Here is an 18,199-nt window from a genome sequence, read left to right on the forward strand (position 1 = left end):
TTAAATGCGGGTACTGTTACTCTCGGCTTACGAGGCGGTTAGCCACCGCTACTGGGCAGACCAGTTGATCGCGCGCTTTGATGATCTGGACTGGACACGGCTTAGCCTGGCGCCACGCCACTTTGCCTGGCGCATTCGCGGTAATCCCATGAGCTGGTGGCTCAAAGAGCACGCCACGCTGAGCCAGTCTTATGATGTGGTGCTGGCCACCTCTGTGGTGGACCTGGCCACATTGGTCGGGCTTTTTCCTCACCTTGGGCGGGCGCGGAAGATCGTTTACTTTCACGAAAACCAGTTTGCCTACCCACCGTCGAGCGCCCAGCAGCATCACGTCGAAGCGATGATGGTCAATCTCTACGCAGCGCTTGGCGCAGATGAAATCGTATTCAACTCGGCCTATAACCGGGACTCGTTCATCGACGGCGCCCGGGCATTTTTGAAAAAGATGCCGGATAACCTGCCCGCCGCCGCGCCGCTGGAGGCGCTTCGACGCCGCGCGTGGGTGTTGCCGGTGCCGATTGCGCCGCTTGAGCAAACCGCCACGGGAGGGTCGCCTTCAAAGCGGATTATCTGGAATCACCGCTGGGAGTATGACAAGAACCCGGACGACTTCTTTAACGTGCTTTTCAAGCTAAGCGAGGCGGGAGTGGCCTTCGAGCTTGCGGTGGTAGGCCAGCGCTTTCGCGACGAGCCGGCCATTTTCGACGAGGCGAAAACGCGCCTAAAAGAGCATATCGTGTGCTGGGGCGCGCTCGAGCTTTCAAAATACCGGCAGCTTTTGGAGCAAGGCGGCATCGTGGTCTCCACGACCTGGCACGAGTTCCAGGGCCTGGCGATCATGGAGGCCGCCCAGCAGGGCGCACTGCCGCTGGTGCCCGACCGGCTCTGCTTTCCCGAGCTCTACCCGCAAGCATACCGCTACGATGGAACGCCCCAGGGGCTTTATGAGCGTTTAAAAACGTGGCTAACCGACCCCGAGCGCCGCCCAAAGCGGCTGGATAGCCACGCCTGGGAGTGGCCCCAGTGGCAGGCGCGCTACCAGGCGCTTTTGTACGGGCCGCCAGCAACGAGCGAGTAGCCGCTCAAAGCTCGACTTTCTCCTTGTACTCGCACAGGTCTTCGATGATGCAGCTGCCGCAGCGCGGTTTGCGCGCCACGCAAGTGTAGCGGCCGTGAAGAATCAGCCAGTGGTGGGCATCCTTCATGAACGGGCGGGGGACGTGGCGCATCAACTTTTGCTCGACCTCGACGACATCCTTGCCTTTGGCGATGCCGGTACGGTTGGAGACCCGGAAAATATGGGTATCCACCGCGATGGTCGGTTCATTGAAGGCGGTATTCAAAATGACGTTGGCGGTCTTGCGGCCTACCCCGGGCAGTGCTTCCAGCGCCTGGCGGGTGCGGGGCACTTCGCCGTCATGTTGCTCTACCAAAAGCGTGCAGGTCTTCATCAGGTTCTGCGCTTTGGTGTTATAGAGCCCGATGGTCTTGATGTGCTCTTTCAAACCCTCGAGGCCGAGGGCGATGATTTGGCCGGGCGTATTGGCGGCGGGAAAGAGCTTCGCCGTGGCCTTGTTCACGCCGACGTCGGTCGACTGGGCCGAGAGCAGCACAGCGGCGAGCAGCTCGAACGGCGTACGCCAGTTGAGCTCGGTGGTGGGGTGGGGGTTGTCGGCCTGGAGCCGGCTAAAGATTTCAAAGCGCTTGTTGGCGTTCATGAGGACGTTTCCGATTCGAGCGCCTGATGGGCCGCATCTACCACCTGCTGGGCCTGGTGCAACTGCTCTTCGACCCGCGCGACGTCGGCGGCCGTTCCCTGGCGCTTGGCGTGGCTTAGCTGCTGGCGCACGTGGCGTAGCGACTGCTCGGCGGCTTTTAGTGCCATGCGCTTTTGATGGCGCCGCGTAGCGCTGCTTTGTGTCTGTACGGTGGCTGGCTCGCCGGCGTTTGCTTCATTCAGGGTCGCGTCGAGCGCCTCTAGCGCCCGGCGTTGGGTCTCGAGGCTGGCGGCAAGCTCGTCGCGTTTGGCGCTATCCTGCTCGTTTTCAAGCTTACGCTCGAGGCGTTTGAGGGCGGCGGCCTGGCGCGCGCGGTTGGCTCGCAGCGCACTGGGCGAGGCGAGCGAGGCGGGCGGGGCCTCCTTTTTAGGCGCCTCCAACGGTTTGGTGGCGCTACGCTGCGCGCGCCGCTGACGTTTGGCCTCGGCCTGGGCGGCCAGGCGTTGGTTGCGCGCGATGAAGCGCTCGCGCCCCTTGATGGCGCGATGCTCCAGGTAAGCGGTTTGCTCGGCGCCGGTATTCGCGGCCTGCCACTGCGGGTGGGGCACCAGGTCGATGCAGTCTACCGGGCAGGGCGCCACGCAGAGCTCGCAGCCGGTACACTCGTCCTCGATGACCGTATGCATCTGCTTGGCCGCGCCGACGATCGCATCCACCGGGCAGGCCTGAATGCACTTGGTGCAGCCGATGCACTCATCCTCACGGATGAGCGCAAGGGTGGGCGGCTGGGGCGGTTGCTCCAGCGGCAGCGTGGCCCGGCCGGTGAGTTCGGCCAGCCGGTTTAGGGTCTCGACGCCGCCGGGCGGGCAGCGGTTGATAGCGTCACCCGCTACGATGGCTTCGGCGTAGGGGCGACAGCCGTTATAGCTGCACTTGCCGCACTGGGTTTGCGGAAGCTCGGCGTCGATGGCATCGATGAGCGCACTAGCAGCCACTTAAGTCACCCGTTGGCCCGGCTTGGCACCGCTGTCCGGCGACATTAGATAGATCCCTTCATCGTCGCCGGCGGCCAGTACCATGCCTTCGGACATGCCAAAGCGCATCTTGCGTGGCGCCAGGTTGGCGACCATCACGGTCAGGCGGCCTTCGAGCGCTTCCGGCGAGTAGGCACTGCGGATACCGGAGAAGACGTTACGGGTTTCACCGCCCAAATCCAGGGTGAGCTGCAATAGCTTGTCCGCGCCCTTGACGTACTCGGCTTTCGCGATGCGCGCGATGCGCAGGTCGACCTTGGTGAAGTCGTCGAAGCTGATTTCCGCCGCGATAGGGTCGTCAGCAAGCGGCCCCTTGGCGGATTCCTTGAGTTTCTGCTCTTCCACGAGATCTTCTTTCGAGGCCTCGATCATGGCGTCGATCTTGTCACGCTCGATGCGCGTCATCAGCGGCTTGAATTTCTCGATGGCGTGGCCGGTTAAGATGACCTTGCGGCTCTCCCAATCGAGCGAATCAAGCACGAGAAAGCGCTGAGCTTCGGCGGCCATGGTGGGCACGACCGGCGCCAGGTAGACCATTAACTGGCGGAACAAATTGATGCCCACCGAGCAGATATCCAGCACTTCCTGCTCGCGGCCGTCTTGCTTGGCCAGCGCCCAGGGGGCTTTATCGGCGATGTAGGTATTGGCTTCGTCGGCAAGCTCCATGATTTTGCGCATCGCGCGGCCGAATTCGCGTGCCTCATAATCCCGGGCGATCTCATCCCCTGCGTCAACGAAGCGCTCTACCAGCTGCGGCTCGGCGCAGTGCGCGGAGAGCGTACCGCCGCCGAGCTTCTTCACGAACCCGGCGCAGCGGCTGGCGATATTGACCACCTTGCCGACGAGATCCGAATTGACCCGGGCGGTGAAGTCGTCGAGGTTCAGGTCGAGATCATCGACCCCGGCGCTCAGCTTGGCGGCAAAGTAGTAGCGCAGGTACTCCGGGTTGAGATAATCCGCGTAGGTGGCGGCCTTGATGAAAGTGCCGCGGGATTTCGACATCTTGGCGCCGTCCACGGTCAAAAATCCGTGGCAGTTCACTGCGGTGGGGGTGCGCAGGTCGGCGCCGTGAAGCATCGCCGGCCAAAAAAGCGCGTGGAAGTAGACGATATCCTTGCCGATGAAGTGATACACCTCGGCGGTGGAGTCCTTCTCCCAGAAGCTGTCGAAGTCGATGCCTTCGCGCTCGCAAAGGTTCTTGAAGCTGGCCAGGTAGCCGATCGGCGCGTCGAGCCAGACGTAGAAGTACTTGCCTGGCGCGTCGGGAATTTCAAAGCCGAAGTAGGGCGCATCCCGGGAGATATCCCACTCGTTGAAACCGGATTCGAACCACTCCATCAGCTTGTTGCGAATTTGCGGCTGCACGTGGCCGTCGTTGATCCAGTTTTGCAGAAATTCGCTGAACTCGGGCAGCTTGAAGAAATAGTGGGTCGAGCTTCTAACTTCAGGCTTGGCGCCGGAAATCGCCGAGACCGGGTCGATAAGCTCTGCCGGGGTATAGGTCGCGCCGCACTTTTCGCAGTTATCGCCGTACTGGTCGTCGCTATGACACTTGGGGCAGGTGCCCTTGATGAAGCGGTCGGCGAGAAAGAGCCCCTTGACCGGATCAAACATTTGCTCGATATCGCGGGTGGCGATATGGCCCTTGTCGCGCAGGCGCGTATAGATCTGCTCGCTAAAGTGGCGATTCTCTGCCGAGTGGGTGGAGTGGTAATTGTCAAAGCCCACGCCAAAGCGGGCGAAATCCGCCTGGTGATTATTGGAGACCCGCTCGATCAGCGCCTCGGAGGTAATACCTTCCTGCTCGGCGCGCAGCATGATGGCGGTGCCGTGGGCGTCGTCGGCGCACACATAAAAACAGCGCTGGCCCCGGCTTTTTTGAAAGCGCACCCAGATATCGGTTTGGATATATTCGAGCAGATGACCAAGGTGAATATCACCGTTGGCGTAAGGGAGGGCGCTGGTCACCAAAATATCGCGCGGGGCAGTGTTTGACATGGTTTGGAATACTTCCGATTAGCTTGTAACAAATAAAGTCGGCGAAGGGTGGGGGCACTTCGCCGATAACGTCGTTCGCCAGTGAGGCCCGGGCGCCTCTTGTCAGCGCAAGTCCGGCGCTAGTAGAGCGCCTGCTCCTCCTGCACGACTTCCCGCAAAAGCTCTAAAAAGAGTTTGTCCGCCTCGGAGTGCTCGGCGGGGTCTTCGGGGATGTGCACGCTGGTCGTGCCGGATACTTCGTTGGCGATGCGCGCCATCGCCGCGGGGCTGGAACCTTCGGCAAGCTCCCGGCGAGCAACGGCGAGCGACTGCAGCAGGATATCCGGGTCTTGTAGAAGCTTGCGGATAAATCCACGTAGCTCGTTGATTACGCGAGTTTTTTGAATTTCGGATGCCGACATGGTGCGCTCCTTGAGGCTTGGGCTAAAAACCAAGCCTGAACCAAACAGTGAATGCCTTGACCTTAGCACTTTTTGACAGGCTCGGCATGAGCCGTGCGCGGGTAAGGCGTGGGCCGCGCCGGCGTTTTAAAGGCGCAGCCGGCCGGCCTTGTGTTTTACCGGATTGGCGTACTGGTTGAGCCAATAAGGGCGCAGTTCTTCGGGCACAGAGGCCAGGCGCTCTGCAAAGCGTGCCCGGTCTTCCCGGGTAATGGCCTTGCGCGCCACCAGCTCCGGCGCCTCACCGAGCGCTTCCAGGGCCAGGTAGTGGCTGGGGAATAGCCGGTAGCCGCCGATCACCTGGCGGTCGATCTCGGCGGCGACTTCGTCCGGGGTCGCCATGTCCGCGTCTAGCGGCTGGCCAAAGCGCAGCTGCACGCGGCCCTTGGTACCGGTAATGCCGGCCACGATCGAGCGGATATCCTCGAACTCGCTTTTCGCGTAGCTGCCAAGGGTGGCCACGTCATGCAGTTCCTGGGCCTTTTGCACGTCGCAGGGGTCGTACTCGTAGCTGATCGACACCGGCACGAGCTTGAGCTCGGCGATCGCTTCGCCGAAAACGAAATCGCCCGGATCGCTACGACTCGCCATGGTCAACATCTTGATGATGGCCGGGTCGGTACGATCGATGCCGTTTTTGGCCCGACCTTCGCGCTGGGCCATCCAGATGGAGTGGTTGTCGCCGGTGATCGAGTGGCGAATATAGCCCGAAAGCTTCTGGTAAGCGGCCAGCATCGCCCGCTTGCCTCGCGCGCTGCGCGGCACGATAAAGCTCTTATTGAGCCGCATCAGGTCGGTGACGTAGGGCTTTTTGAGCAGGTTGTCGCCAATGGCGATGCGCACGGTGTCGCGTCCGGCGGCGTAAAGCGCGTAGTTGACGAAGGCCGGGTCCAGCGAGATATCGCGGTGATTACCGATGAACAGGTAAGCGCTATTCGCGTCGAGCTTCTCGAGCCCGGTGACCTCGAAGGCGTCGGTCGTGGTGCGTATCATGCGCTCCATGTAACCGGCGATACGCATTTGAAAATCGCGAACCGAGGCAACGTTTTCGACCTCGCGGCGCACCGTGCGCCCGGCGATCATGCGCGCAAGCGCCGGCGCCCACTTGGCAAGACGGGGCAGCTTGAACCGGGTTAACGCATCGAGTAGCTCGCTGTCGCGACTCAGCCGCGTGAGCACGTCTTTCACCTCGTGATCCATGTAAGGGCGAATATCCGCCCAGGGATCATCGGACGAGGCGTCGTTGAGAGCGTGATGTTGGTCAGTCATGCGATCCGTTTGTAAGAGTGAGCCAAATCGAGGGTGAAACCGCTATTCTAACCCAACGGCGCGCGTCAGGCCTGGTCGGTCGTGGCGGGCTCTTTTTGGGCCTCGCCGCCTAGCCATTCGAGTAGCCGGGCGATATCTTCTGAAAGCGACTGCGCCATCAGGATGAAGTCGGTTTCAAGCCGGGCAAGCGCGTCGTCGCCGTCGTCGGCGTGATCCGCTTCCTCGATCAGGGCATCGCCAAAGCGCAGCGACTTGAGCGCCAGGTCGTCGTGTAGCACCAGGTGTAACCGACCTTCGAGGCCGATGGCAAGTTTGCTTGCCTGGCGGCCGCTCTCCAGCAGGTTTTGAATCTCGTCGCTGTCGAGATCGACCTGGCGGGCGCGCAGGACGCCGTCGTCCCCCTTGGCCTTGAGCTCGACCTGATCGCCTAGCTGCATATCCGCCGGGCGGCTCGCGGCGTCGCCAAGCCAGGTCGTCATGGCGCGAATCGGCAGGGTTTGCGAGTTGACCGGGGTCACCTTCAGCGTACCTAGCGTTTCGCGTAGAAGATCGAGAATCTCCTCGCAGCGGGTGCGCGAGCTTGCGTTGATACCGATCATGTTACGCCTGGTATCCCACCAAAGGTCGACTTTTTGGCTGCGTACGAAGGCACGCGGCATCAACTCCTCGGTGATCTGCTCCTTGAGCGTGGTTTTCTCCTTGCGGGTCACCTTGCGCGCCTCGGCGGCCTCGATATCGGCGACTTTCTCGTCGAGCTCTTCCTTGACCACGGAGGCCGGAAGCAGGCGTTCCTGGCGCAGCGCACTTAGCAGGCGGTGACCCTGGATCTCGTGGAGCAGTTGACCACTGCCCAAGCGGCCTGCTGGCGCTGTCCACCCAAGCCTGCGGGCATCGGCGCCGCCCAAAGGCCTGGCGGCGTGGGGCTCGAGTGCGCTCTGAAGCGCGCTGGCATCGAGCTCGAACTCGCCGTGTAGACGATACAAGTGCAGGTGCTTAAACCACATATCACCAATCCTATCCAAAAGGGGGCACATTATGGCGAAACGCTGCCCGTCCTGCCAGCCTCTTGCACTAAAGCGCCTTTATTGCCTACGTTAAATGGCCGGTATTTAAATGTGCGTTTAAAACCCATGTTTGTTCGCTGGCGCTTTTCAAGCGTTGTTTAATTCAATAAGGATTTTTTATGTCGTCTTCGATTACCCGTGTCGATCTTCGCGTACGTGGCTACCACCTGGATGGCTACGGCCACGTCAATAATGCCCGCTATCTCGAGTTCATGGAGGAGGGGCGCTGGGCGTTTTTCGACGACCACAAGGACCTGATTCGCGAGCTGCACGAGGCCGGGCGCGCTTTTGTAGTGGTCAATCTCAATATCGATTACAAAAACGCGGCGGTGCAGAACGACGACCTGTCCGTGCTCACCGGCATTACCGAGGTGGGCGAGCGCAGCGCACGCTGCCACCACCGCATCCAACGCGCCGACGGCAAAGTCGTCGCCCAGGCGGATCTTACTTTCGTGCTGCTGGATATAAAATCGAACAAGGCAAGCGCCATCGAAGGCGATGTGTACCAGGTGCTCGACCGGCTTCGGGTCGATAAAGAAGCCTTCGCTTAAGCTTTTCATTCGCAAATGATCCCGGCGCGTTGATGAGTCTACCCTTTACGCGCTCTCTGACTGCCCTTGGTGCTTATGCGGTGGTATGATGGAGGGGTATGTGCGCCCGCCTGTTGATTCTCTAACACGGCGGCATTAAAGCGCTTTCAACTCTCGCAGTGCCAATGCAGTGCAAAGGATCTGACTTTCATGGGTGACATCGCCAGAGAAATCTTGCCCGTCAATATTGAAGACGAGCTAAAGCAGTCGTACCTCGACTACGCGATGAGTGTCATTATCGGCCGCGCGCTTCCCGATGTGCGCGACGGGCTGAAGCCGGTGCATCGCCGCGTGCTCTTCGCCATGCACGAACTGAGCAATGACTGGAACAAACCGTACAAGAAGTCGGCGCGTGTCGTCGGCGATGTCATCGGTAAGTACCATCCCCACGGCGACAGCGCGGTCTACGACACCATCGTTCGTATGGCCCAGCACTTCTCCATGCGCCACGTGCTGGTGGATGGCCAGGGTAACTTTGGTTCGATCGACGGCGACAACGCCGCTGCCATGCGTTACACCGAGGTGCGCATGGCGCGCCTGGCCCACGAACTGCTGGCGGATCTGGAAAAAGATACCGTCGATTGGGTCGATAACTACGACGGCACCGAGCGGATTCCCGAGGTGCTGCCCACCCGCGTACCGAATCTGTTGATCAACGGCTCGTCGGGTATCGCCGTGGGTATGGCGACCAACATTCCGCCGCACAACATGCGCGAAGTGATCGACGGCTGCCTGGCACTGATCGACGACTATACGCTGACCATCGATGATCTGATGCAGTACATCCCGGGGCCGGATTTCCCGACCGCGGGGATCATCAATGGCCGCGCGGGTATTCTGGATGCTTACCGCACCGGTCGCGGGCGTATTTATGTGCGCGCGGCGCACACCATCGAGCACCACGACAAGACCGGGCGCGATCACATCATCATCACCGAGCTTCCCTACCAGGTGAACAAGGCGCGGTTGATCGAGAAAATCGCCGAGCTCGTCAAAGAGAAGCGCATCGAAGGGATTGCGGAGCTTCGCGACGAGTCCGACAAGGACGGCCTGCGCGTGGTCATCGAGATCAAACGCGGCGAGTCCGGTGAGGTGGTGGTCAACAACCTCTTCGCCCAGACGCAGCTTCAAAATGTGTTCGGTATCAACATGGTGGCGCTGGAAAATGGCCAGCCGCGCACGCTGAACCTGAAAGAAATGCTGGAGGCGTTCATTCGCCACCGGCGCGAGGTGGTTACCCGGCGCACGCTGTTCGAGCTCAAAAAGGCGCGCGAACGCGGCCATATTCTCGAAGGCCTGACGGTTGCCATCTCGAACATCGACGAAGTCATCGAGCTGATCAAGGCCTCACCCAACGCCGCCGAGGCGAAAGAGAAGCTGCTCGAACAAGTGTGGCAGCCCGGCCAGGTCACCGCGATGCTCGAGCGTGCCGGTGCCAACTCCTGCAAGCCGGAAGACCTCGACGAAGGCTTTGGTCTGAATACCACGGCCACCGAGTACCGTCTCTCGCCGGCCCAGGCCCAGGCCATTCTGGAACTTCGCCTGCACCGCTTGACGGGGCTTGAAACCGAGAAACTGCTCGACGAGTACCTCTCTATTCTGCAACGCATTGCGGAGCTGACCGAGATTCTCGCCTCGCCGGAGCGTCTGATGGAAGTCATCCGCGAAGAGCTTCATGCGGTTCGCGACCAGTTCGGCGACGACCGCCGCACCGAGATTCAGGCAAGCCATCTCGATCTTTCCATGGAAGATCTGATCGCCGAAGAGGACATGGTGGTGACCGTGTCGCGTTCGGGCTACGCCAAGACCCAGCCGCTTTCCGACTACCAGGCTCAGCGCCGCGGCGGTCGCGGCAAGTCCGCTACCTCGATGAAGGACGAAGACGTCATCGAGCACCTGCTGGTCGCCTCGACCCACGACACCGTGCTGCTGTTCTCCAACCGCGGCAAGGTGTACTGGCTCAAGGTGTACGAGATGCCCAACGCCAGCCGGGGCTCGCGAGGCAAACCGTTGGTCAACATGCTGCCGCTCGACGAAGGCGAAGCGATCAACGCGATTTTGCCGGTGCGCGATTACAACCCGGACAACTACATCCTGTTCGCCACCGCCAAGGGCACGGTCAAACGCACCAGCCTCGAGCAGTTCTCGCGCCCGCGCAGTGTCGGCCTGATTGCGATCGATTTGGAAGAGGACGACCGCCTCGTCGGCGCGGCGATTACCTCCGGTAGCGATCACGCGATGCTGCTCTCGTCCAACGGCAAAGCGATTCGTTTCGAAGAAGGTAACGTGCGCGCCATGGGCCGTACCGCCCGCGGCGTTCGCGGCATGCGCCTGCTAGGCGACGCGGAAGTGATCAGCCTGATCATTCCCAAGAGCCAGCAGATCGACTCGGAAACCGATAGCGAAAGCGAAACCGAAACCGGTGAAGAGGCGGCGGCCCAGGTCGAGCCTCAGGCGGAAGGGCAGATCTACATTCTCACCGCCAGCGAAAAAGGCTACGGCAAGCGTACGCGCCTTGAAGAGTTTCCGCTGCGCGGACGCGGCGGCCAGGGCGTGATCGCCATGCAGACCAGCGAGCGTAACGGCGCGTTGGTGGCCGCCATGCAGATCTACGACAGCGATGAAATGATGCTGATCACCGACCGTGGCACGCTGGTGCGCACCCGCGTCGAAGAGGTCTCGACCACCTCGCGTAACACCCAAGGCGTCATGTTGATTCGTCTGGGTAAAGAGGAGAAGCTGGTCAAAACCGTGCGTGTCGACGAGCCCGCTGAGCTGCCGCTCGAAGAGCCAGGCGAAGAGGGCGAAGCGCCGGAGGAGGCGATCAATAGCGGCGAGGAGGAAAGCGGGCACGATGACACGTCACTATAACTTCTGCGCAGGGCCGGCGGCCCTGCCCACCGCTGTCTTAGAGCGCGCCCAGCAAGAAATGCTCGATTATCAAGGGCGCGGGCTTTCGGTGATGGAGATGAGTCATCGAAGCGATGAGTTCGTTGCCATTGCCCATAAGGCCGAGGCGGATCTACGGGGGCTTTTAGGCATTCCGGATAACTACCGGGTGCTGTTTTTACAGGGTGGCGCAAGCCTGCAGTTCGCCATGCTGCCCATGAATCTGTTGGGTCAGGGCGGCAGCGCTAATTTTATCCAGACCGGCATCTGGGGGAAAAAGGCGCTATCGGAAGCCAAACAGCTGGGCTTTGATTGCCATGTGGCAGGTAGCAGCGAAGCGAATGGGCACCTGGAGGTGCCTACGCTCGAGAGCCTTGCCTTGAGTGCTGATGCCGCCTACTTGCACTATACGGCCAACGAAACCATCGGCGGGCTCGAATTCGATTATACCCCCGCGCTCAAACGCCAGGACGGTGCGGACGTGCCGCTCGTTTGCGATATGTCCTCGAGCATTCTTTCCGGGCCGCTCGACGTCAGTGACTTCGGTGTCATCTACGCCGGCGCCCAAAAGAACATCGGCCCGGCGGGTTTGACGCTGGTGATCGTGCGCGACGACCTGCTCGGTCGCGCCCAGGCCGCGACCCCCTCGCTGTTTGATTACCAAAAGCTCGCCGAGGCGCAGTCCATGGTCAATACGCCGCCGACCTACGCCTGGTATCTCTCGGGGCTCGTCTTCGAGTGGCTTAAAGACGAGGTAGGTGGGCTCGAGGCGATGGATGCGCTCAATCAGCGTAAAGCCGACAAGCTTTACCGCGCCATCGACGAAAGCGACTTCTACTCCAACCCGATCGCCAAGCGCAATCGTTCGCGCATGAACGTGCCGTTCGTGCTGGCCGACGCCGCCCTCGATGGGGTGTTTCTGCGTGAGGCCGAAGCGGCCGGGCTATTGAACCTGAAAGGCCACCGCAGCGTGGGCGGCATGCGCGCAAGTCTCTACAACGCCGTGCCGGAAGCCGCCGTGGACGCGCTCATTGCGTTCATGCACGATTTCGAACAACGAAAGGGCTAGGATTCATGTCAGATACGCCGATCAATTTGGACGAGCTGCGCCAACGCATCGACCAGCTCGATGAGGACATCGTGCGTTTAATCAGCGAGCGTGCCCATTGCGCCCAGCAGGTGGCCAAGGTCAAGCTGGTGGATGACGAGAACGCGGTGTTTTATCGGCCCGAGCGTGAGGCCCAGGTACTGCGCCGCATCATGTCGCTCAATGAAGGCCCGCTCGATGACGAAGAGATGGCGCGGCTTTTCAGAGAGATCATGTCGGCGTGTCTGGCGCTGGAGAAACCCATCAAGGTCGCCTACCTGGGCCCGGAAGGCACCTTCACCCAGCAGGCAGCGCTCAAGCACTTTGGCGACAGCGCCGTCAGTCTGCCCATGGCAGCCATCGACGAAGTTTTTCGCGAGGTAGAAGCGGGCGCGGTGAACTATGGCGTGGTGCCGGTGGAGAACTCCACCGAAGGGGTGGTGAATCACACCCTCGATACCTTTATCGACTCCTCGATCAAGATTTGCGGCGAGGTCGTTCTGCGTATTCATCACCACCTGCTGGTCAGCGAGAATACCCGTCGCGATAAAGTCACACGTATTTACTCCCACCCGCAATCCTTTGGTCAGTGTCGCAAGTGGCTCGACGCTCACTTTCCTCACGCCGAGCGGGTGCCGGTCGCCTCCAACGCCGAAGCGGCGAAGCTGGTCAAGACCGAGTGGCACAGCGCCGCGATTGCCGGTGATATGGCGGCCAAGCTCTATGGGCTTACGCATATCGCGGAAAAAATCGAGGACCGTCCGGACAACTCGACACGGTTTTTGATCATCGGTAGCGAAGGCGTGCCCAGCTGCGGCGAGGATAAAACCTCGGTGGTCGTGGCCATGCGCAACCAGCCCGGCGCGCTTCACGACCTGCTCGAACCCTTTCATCGTCACGGTATCGACCTTACCCGTATCGAAACACGCCCCTCGCGCACCGGGGCGTGGAACTACGTCTTCTTTATCGATTTCAGAGGCCACTGCGACGAACCCGGCGTTGCCTCTGTGCTCGAGGAAGTCAAACAGCGCGCGCTTGAGCTGCGTGTTTTGGGCTCCTACCCCCAGGGCGTAATGTGATCGATCGGCAATCCTCTTTGAAAAGCCAGGGGGGCTTTCGAGAGCCGCGGTTATTGATCGTCGGGCTTGGCCTGATGGGCGGCTCGCTTGCGGCTGCGCTTAGGCAGCAAGGCTTTGATGGCAAGATTCTGGCCTGCGACCCCAGTGATAGCGAGATCGCGCTGGGCATCGAGGTGGGGCTGATCGACGGCGGCGGTCGCCATCTCGAAACGCTGCTGGATAACGTCTCGATGATTGTGCTGGCGGTGCCGGTGCTGGCCATGGAGACGGTGCTGGCAACGCTTAAAGAGGGCTTGTCCAGCGCATCCCCCGACGTAGTGATCACCGATGTCGGCAGTACCAAGGGCACGATTCGCGACTGCGTGGTGCGGGTTTTTGGCGAACTGCCAGCCAACGTGGTGCTCGGCCACCCCATCGCCGGGTCCGAGAAAAGCGGCGTGGCGGCGGCCAATCCGGCGCTTTTTATCGATCATAAGGTCATCCTGACGCCGGCACCCAACGCCGACCCCGTAGCGCTTTCCAGAGTCGCTGCGCTTTGGCAGACCTGCGGCGCCGAGGTGCTCGAAATGAGTGTCGAGCGCCACGACCAGGTGCTGGCGCGTACCAGCCACCTGCCGCATCTGCTGGCATTTTCCCTGGTGGATACGCTGGCCCGTCAGGACGAGCGGATGGAAATCTTCCGCTACGCCGCCGGTGGCTTTCGCGACTTTACCCGCATCGCCGGCAGTGACCCGGTCATGTGGCGCGATATCTTCATCGCCAATCGCGAAGCGGTGCTGGCCTCCCTCGATGACTTCGAGGCGGGCCTGGCGAATCTTCGCCGCTCGATCGAGCAGGGCGATAGCGACGCGCTCATTGCTACCTTCGACCGGGCCAGCCACGCGCGGCACTACTTTGGAACCCTACTTAGTAAAACCAGTTATCAGGCGGAATACCATATGCAGTCTCACGCAAATGTTACCTACCGTGTAAAACCCGGTGGCCAGGCCCAGGGCCGGCTGCGGGTGCCCGGCGACAAATCCATGTCCCACCGCTCGATCATGCTGGGGGCGCTGGCCGAGGGCGTGACCGAGGTAAAGGGCTTTTTGGAAGGCGAGGACAGCCTGGCCACGCTGCAGGCGTTTCGCGAAATGGGCGTGGCCATCGAAGGCCCGCACCAGGGGCGCGTGACGATTCACGGCGTGGGGCTTCACGGGCTCAAGGCACCGGCCGGGCCGATTTACGTGGGCAATTCGGGTACCGCCATGCGGCTATTTGCCGGGCTGTTGGCGGGCCAGCAGTTCGATAGCGAGCTTACCGGGGACGAGTCGCTGACCAAACGCCCCATGGGCCGCGTGGCAGAGCCGCTGCGCCTGATGGGCGCGGAGGTAGAAACCGCCGAGGGCGGGCGCCCGCCGCTGGTCATCCGCGGTGGCGCCAAACTGCAGGGCATTCATTACGATATGCCCATGGCCAGTGCCCAGGTCAAATCGTGTTTGCTGTTGGCGGGGCTTTACAGCGAAGGCGAAACCCGCGTGCGCGAACCCGCGCCGACCCGCGATCACACCGAGCGCATGCTCAACGGCTTTGGCTACCCGGTACACCGTGAAGGCGATACTTGCTGGCTGGAAGGCGGGCATGAGCTCACCGCCGGGCCCATCGACGTCCCTTCGGATATTTCGTCGGCCACGTTCTTTTTAGTCGCTGCGGCGATTACCCCAAACTCGGACATTACCCTCGAGCACGTGGGCATGAACCCGACCCGTATTGGTGTCATCAATATCCTGACGCTGATGGGCGCTAATCTCGCGTTTGAAAACGAGCGCGAAGTAGGCGGCGAGCCGGTCGCCGATATTCGCATTCGTTACGCGCCGCTCGAGGGTGTCGATATTCCGGTCGACCAGGTGCCACTCGCCATCGACGAGTTTCCGGCGCTGTTTATCGCCGCGGCCAATGCCAAGGGTACGACCCGGCTGCGCGGCGCCGAGGAGCTTCGCGTCAAGGAGTCCGACCGACTCCAGGCCATGGCCGACGGCCTTGCTATTTTGGGCGTCGAGCACACCGTGGTGGAAGACGGTATCGATATCGTTGGCGGCCAGTTGTCAGCGGACGCATCGCCAAACTACGCCGGCGGCACGGTCGATAGCCTGGGCGATCACCGTATTGCCATGGCGTTTGCCGTGGCGGGTCTGCGCGCCTCGAGCGAGATCGTCATTAACGACTGCGCCAACGTGGCCACGTCGTTTCCGGGCTTCTTGACGCTTTTGGAACGCATCGGCATGAGCGCCGAGGAGGTACGCGAGCCATGATATCGATCCCGGTACTGACCATCGACGGCCCCGGCGGGGCCGGCAAGGGCACGATCAGCAGTCTGCTCGCCGAACGCCTTGGCTGGCATCTGCTGGACAGCGGCGCGCTTTACCGACTCACCGCCCAGGCGGCGGCCAAACACGACGTGGCGCTGGACGATGAAGACGGCCTCAAGCGCCTGGCAGCGGAACTCGATGTCGCCTTTCCCGTGACAGACGGTACCCCGCGTACACTGTTGGAAGGCGAGGACGTCACGCTCACCATTCGCACCGAGCAGGCCGGCGAGCGGGCTTCACGGGTGGCCTCGCTTCCCGGCGTGCGCCAAGGGCTCCTGGAGCGCCAGCGTGACTTTTGTAAAGCGCCGGGTCTGGTAGCCGATGGGCGGGACATGGGAACGGTGGTATTTCCCGATGCGCCTTTAAAGGTGTTTCTAACCGCCAGCGCCGAGGAGCGTGCCCGTCGACGGCATCAGCAGTTGCAGGAAGCCGGCGTGGATGCTAGTCTTTCGAGTCTTTTAAAGGAGATTCAGGCACGCGATGCACGCGACACGCAGCGCAGTGTGGCTCCTCTCAAGCCGGCAGATGATGCCATTACGCTTGATACCACACGCCTGAGTATACCGGAAGTGGTTGATCAGCTAACTCGCTTGCTCGCTGAGAAAGGGCTTGCAAGCGCAAACTGACTCTCCCTTGCGGCGTTTTTGGGAAGGTGTCACGACATGGCAGGGCGGCAATTCATATGATCGTTCATATCAGAGAGCCCGGTCAGGTCTAACCAGCGTTAACACCCCTGAAAGCTGAGTTACATTAGGCCCGTACTCGCTGGTGGTACGGAGAAGGCATTACGCCTCAACAACGTTGATCACGTAGGAAAACCATGAGCGAAAGCTTTGCTGAACTGTTTGAACAGTCTCTTAACGACATCAACATGGAGCCGGGCGCCATCGTCGCGGCCCAGGTTGTCGACATCGACGGTGACTGGGTTACCGTTAACGCTGGTCTGAAATCTGAAGGCCAAATCCCCGCGGCGCAGTTCCGCGATGAAAACGGCGAACTTAACATCGCGATCGGTGATGACGTTCACGTTGCACTGGAAGCCGTAGAAGATGGCTTCGGTGAAACACGTCTGTCTCGTGAAAAAGCCAAGCGTGCAGAAGCCTGGAAGATTCTTGAAGCAGCCTTCGAGAAAGACGAAATCATCAAGGGCGTGATCAACGGTAAAGTTAAAGGCGGCTTTACAGTCGACGTTGACTCTATCCGTGCCTTCTTGCCGGGTTCACTGGTCGATGTTCGTCCGGTTCGCGATACCGCGCACCTGGAAAACAAAGAACTCGATTTCAAAGTCATCAAGCTCGACCCGAAGCGCAACAACGTCGTCGTTTCGCGTCGCGCCGTGCTTGAAGCCGAAAACAGCGCCGAGCGTGAAGCACTGCTCGCTACGCTGCAGGAAGGCCAGCAAATCAAGGGTATCGTCAAGAACCTGACCGATTACGGCGCCTTCGTTGACTTGGGTGGCGTTGACGGCCTGCTGCACATCACCGATATGGCCTGGAAGCGCATCAAGCATCCGTCCGAAATCGTTGCCGTGGGTGACGAGATCAACGTCAAGGTTCTTAAGTTCGACCGTGAGCGCAACCGCGTATCGCTGGGTCTTAAGCAGCTGGGCGAAGATCCCTGGGTCAACATCAAAGCGCGCTACCCGGAAGGCACCAAAGTACACGCTGTCGTCACTAACCTGACCGACTACGGCTGCTTTGCAGAGCTTGAAGAGGGCGTCGAAGGTCTGGTCCACGTTTCCGAAATGGATTGGACCAACAAGAACATCCATCCGTCCAAAGTCGTGCAAGTGGGCGACGATGTCGACGTCATGGTGTTGGATATCGACGAAGAGCGTCGTCGTATTTCCTTGGGTATCAAGCAGTGCACCGCTAACCCGTGGGAAACCTTCAACGCTGAGTACAACAAGGGCGACCGTGTTTCCGGTACCATCAAGTCGATCACCGACTTCGGTATCTTCATCGGCCTTGAAGGCGGTATCGACGGTCTTGTACACCTGTCCGATATCTCCTGGACCGAGACCGGCGAAGAAGCGGTTCGCAACTTCAAGAAAGGCGACGAAGCCGAAGCCGTCATCCTGTCTATCGACCCCGAGCGTGAGCGTATCTCGCTGGGTATCAAGCAAATGGATTCCGATCCGGTTGCTGAGTACCTCTCGGTCAACGATAAAGGCAGCATGGTAACGGGTCGCGTCGTCGAAGTTGACGCGAAGGAAGCGCACGTAGAACTCGCTACCGACGTTATCGCTATCTTGAAAGCGTCTGAAATTAGCGCTGACCGCGTCGAAGACGCGCGTAACGTGCTAAACGAAGGCGACAGCGTTGAAGCGCGCATCGTTAATGTCGATCGCAAGAGCCGTCAGATCAATCTGTCGATCAAAGCGAAAGACCAGGACGATACACGTCAAAATATGAAGAAACTGCGCGATCAGGACTCTTCTGAAACAGGCGGCGGTGGTGCAACCACTATCGGCGACCTGATCAAGCAGCAGATGGGCGGCCAGGACTAATTGTCCTAGCGTTCATTAAGAAACGCCGCCTTCGGGCGGCGTTTTTTTTACCTGTAATAACGCGTCTGCTTCAATAAATTACTTTGCCGGTTTCCAGGTTTAAACTTTTAAACTGGTTTGATATAAAAAAACGATTAGTATTTAGCTTAAAATCAACTAGACTATTGTCAATTAGAT

General features: G+C 60.3%; 14 protein-coding genes. 8 read left to right on the plus strand and 6 right to left on the minus strand.

What is annotated here, in order from left to right; translation table 11 throughout:
• The first annotated feature begins 4 nt into the window (after positions 1-4).
• A complete protein-coding gene (locus ACWHVV_RS09250; protein ID WP_447929063.1) occupies positions 5-1,078 on the plus strand; it encodes a tRNA-queuosine alpha-mannosyltransferase domain-containing protein in 1,074 nt (357 codons plus the stop codon).
• Between the two features lie 4 nt (positions 1,079-1,082).
• On the opposite strand, the gene nth is transcribed toward ACWHVV_RS09250, so the two are convergent.
• From nth to ACWHVV_RS09280, 6 genes are all read right to left on the minus strand, one after another.
• Positions 1,083-1,718 carry an endonuclease III gene (nth, locus tag ACWHVV_RS09255; protein ID WP_447929064.1) on the minus strand — a complete coding sequence of 212 codons (636 nt, stop codon included), beginning with the start codon at positions 1,716-1,718 and terminating at the stop codon, positions 1,083-1,085.
• Positions 1,715-2,713: an RnfABCDGE type electron transport complex subunit B gene (locus ACWHVV_RS09260; protein WP_447929065.1), complete on the minus strand. Its 999-nt coding sequence runs from the start codon at positions 2,711-2,713 to the stop codon at positions 1,715-1,717. Before ACWHVV_RS09260 ends, nth begins: the two co-directional genes overlap by 4 nt.
• Complete coding sequence (gene metG / locus ACWHVV_RS09265; RefSeq protein WP_447929066.1) at positions 2,714-4,750, minus strand: methionine--tRNA ligase; 2,037 nt, start codon at positions 4,748-4,750, stop codon at positions 2,714-2,716.
• Positions 4,751-4,869: 119 nt separating this feature from the next.
• Positions 4,870-5,151: a hypothetical protein gene (locus ACWHVV_RS09270; protein ID WP_447528786.1), complete on the minus strand. Its 282-nt coding sequence runs from the start codon at positions 5,149-5,151 to the stop codon at positions 4,870-4,872.
• Between the two features lie 126 nt (positions 5,152-5,277).
• Entirely contained in the window at positions 5,278-6,459 is a 1,182-nt protein-coding gene (locus ACWHVV_RS09275; protein WP_447929067.1) for a 1-acyl-sn-glycerol-3-phosphate acyltransferase, read from the minus strand.
• A gap of 65 nt (positions 6,460-6,524) precedes the next feature.
• A complete protein-coding gene (locus ACWHVV_RS09280) occupies positions 6,525-7,463 on the minus strand; it encodes a recombination-associated protein RdgC (protein WP_447896083.1) in 939 nt (312 codons plus the stop codon).
• A gap of 179 nt (positions 7,464-7,642) precedes the next feature.
• On the opposite strand from ACWHVV_RS09280, the gene ACWHVV_RS09285 reads away from it, so the two are divergent.
• The 7 genes from ACWHVV_RS09285 (at position 7,643) to rpsA (ending at position 18,022) form a co-directional block, all read left to right on the plus strand.
• Entirely contained in the window at positions 7,643-8,074 is a 432-nt protein-coding gene (locus tag ACWHVV_RS09285; RefSeq protein WP_447528789.1) for an acyl-CoA thioesterase, read from the plus strand.
• A 189-nt stretch (positions 8,075-8,263) separates the two neighbouring features.
• A complete protein-coding gene (gene gyrA / locus ACWHVV_RS09290) occupies positions 8,264-10,984 on the plus strand; it encodes a DNA gyrase subunit A (RefSeq protein WP_447929068.1) in 2,721 nt (906 codons plus the stop codon).
• Complete coding sequence (gene serC, locus ACWHVV_RS09295; protein WP_447929069.1) at positions 10,968-12,071, plus strand: 3-phosphoserine/phosphohydroxythreonine transaminase; 1,104 nt, start codon at positions 10,968-10,970, stop codon at positions 12,069-12,071. Before gyrA ends, serC begins: the two co-directional genes overlap by 17 nt.
• Before the next feature lie 5 nt (positions 12,072-12,076).
• Positions 12,077-13,168, plus strand: a complete 1,092-nt coding sequence (pheA, locus tag ACWHVV_RS09300) for a prephenate dehydratase (protein WP_447528792.1) — start codon at positions 12,077-12,079, stop codon at positions 13,166-13,168.
• Positions 13,165-15,456: a bifunctional prephenate dehydrogenase/3-phosphoshikimate 1-carboxyvinyltransferase gene (locus ACWHVV_RS09305; RefSeq protein ID WP_447929070.1), complete on the plus strand. Its 2,292-nt coding sequence runs from the start codon at positions 13,165-13,167 to the stop codon at positions 15,454-15,456. The genes pheA and ACWHVV_RS09305 overlap by 4 nt, the downstream gene beginning before the upstream one ends.
• Positions 15,453-16,139: a (d)CMP kinase gene (gene cmk, locus ACWHVV_RS09310; protein ID WP_447929071.1), complete on the plus strand. Its 687-nt coding sequence runs from the start codon at positions 15,453-15,455 to the stop codon at positions 16,137-16,139. Before ACWHVV_RS09305 ends, cmk begins: the two co-directional genes overlap by 4 nt.
• Positions 16,140-16,333: 194 nt before the next feature.
• Positions 16,334-18,022, plus strand: coding sequence for a 30S ribosomal protein S1 (gene rpsA / locus ACWHVV_RS09315; protein WP_447528795.1), 1,689 nt, complete (start codon positions 16,334-16,336; stop codon positions 18,020-18,022).
• Positions 18,023-18,199: the final 177 nt, after the last annotated feature.

The organism is Vreelandella sp. EE27, assembly GCF_968206495.1.

Excerpts from the sequence above, each read along its gene's own strand:
- ACWHVV_RS09250 (WP_447929063.1), top strand. The coding sequence starts at position 5 with ATGCGGGTACTGTTACTCTCGGCTTACGAGGCGGTTAGCCACCGCTAC.
- nth (WP_447929064.1), bottom strand. The coding sequence starts at position 1,718 with ATGAACGCCAACAAGCGCTTTGAAATCTTTAGCCGGCTCCAGGCCGAC.
- metG (WP_447929066.1), bottom strand. The coding sequence starts at position 4,750 with ATGTCAAACACTGCCCCGCGCGATATTTTGGTGACCAGCGCCCTCCCT.
- ACWHVV_RS09270 (WP_447528786.1), bottom strand. The coding sequence starts at position 5,151 with ATGTCGGCATCCGAAATTCAAAAAACTCGCGTAATCAACGAGCTACGT.
- ACWHVV_RS09275 (WP_447929067.1), bottom strand. The coding sequence starts at position 6,459 with ATGACTGACCAACATCACGCTCTCAACGACGCCTCGTCCGATGATCCC.
- ACWHVV_RS09280 (WP_447896083.1), bottom strand. The coding sequence starts at position 7,463 with ATGTGGTTTAAGCACCTGCACTTGTATCGTCTACACGGCGAGTTCGAG.
- ACWHVV_RS09285 (WP_447528789.1), top strand. The coding sequence starts at position 7,643 with ATGTCGTCTTCGATTACCCGTGTCGATCTTCGCGTACGTGGCTACCAC.
- gyrA (WP_447929068.1), top strand. The coding sequence starts at position 8,264 with ATGGGTGACATCGCCAGAGAAATCTTGCCCGTCAATATTGAAGACGAG.
- serC (WP_447929069.1), top strand. The coding sequence starts at position 10,968 with ATGACACGTCACTATAACTTCTGCGCAGGGCCGGCGGCCCTGCCCACC.
- pheA (WP_447528792.1), top strand. The coding sequence starts at position 12,077 with ATGTCAGATACGCCGATCAATTTGGACGAGCTGCGCCAACGCATCGAC.
- cmk (WP_447929071.1), top strand. The coding sequence starts at position 15,453 with ATGATATCGATCCCGGTACTGACCATCGACGGCCCCGGCGGGGCCGGC.
- rpsA (WP_447528795.1), top strand. The coding sequence starts at position 16,334 with ATGAGCGAAAGCTTTGCTGAACTGTTTGAACAGTCTCTTAACGACATC.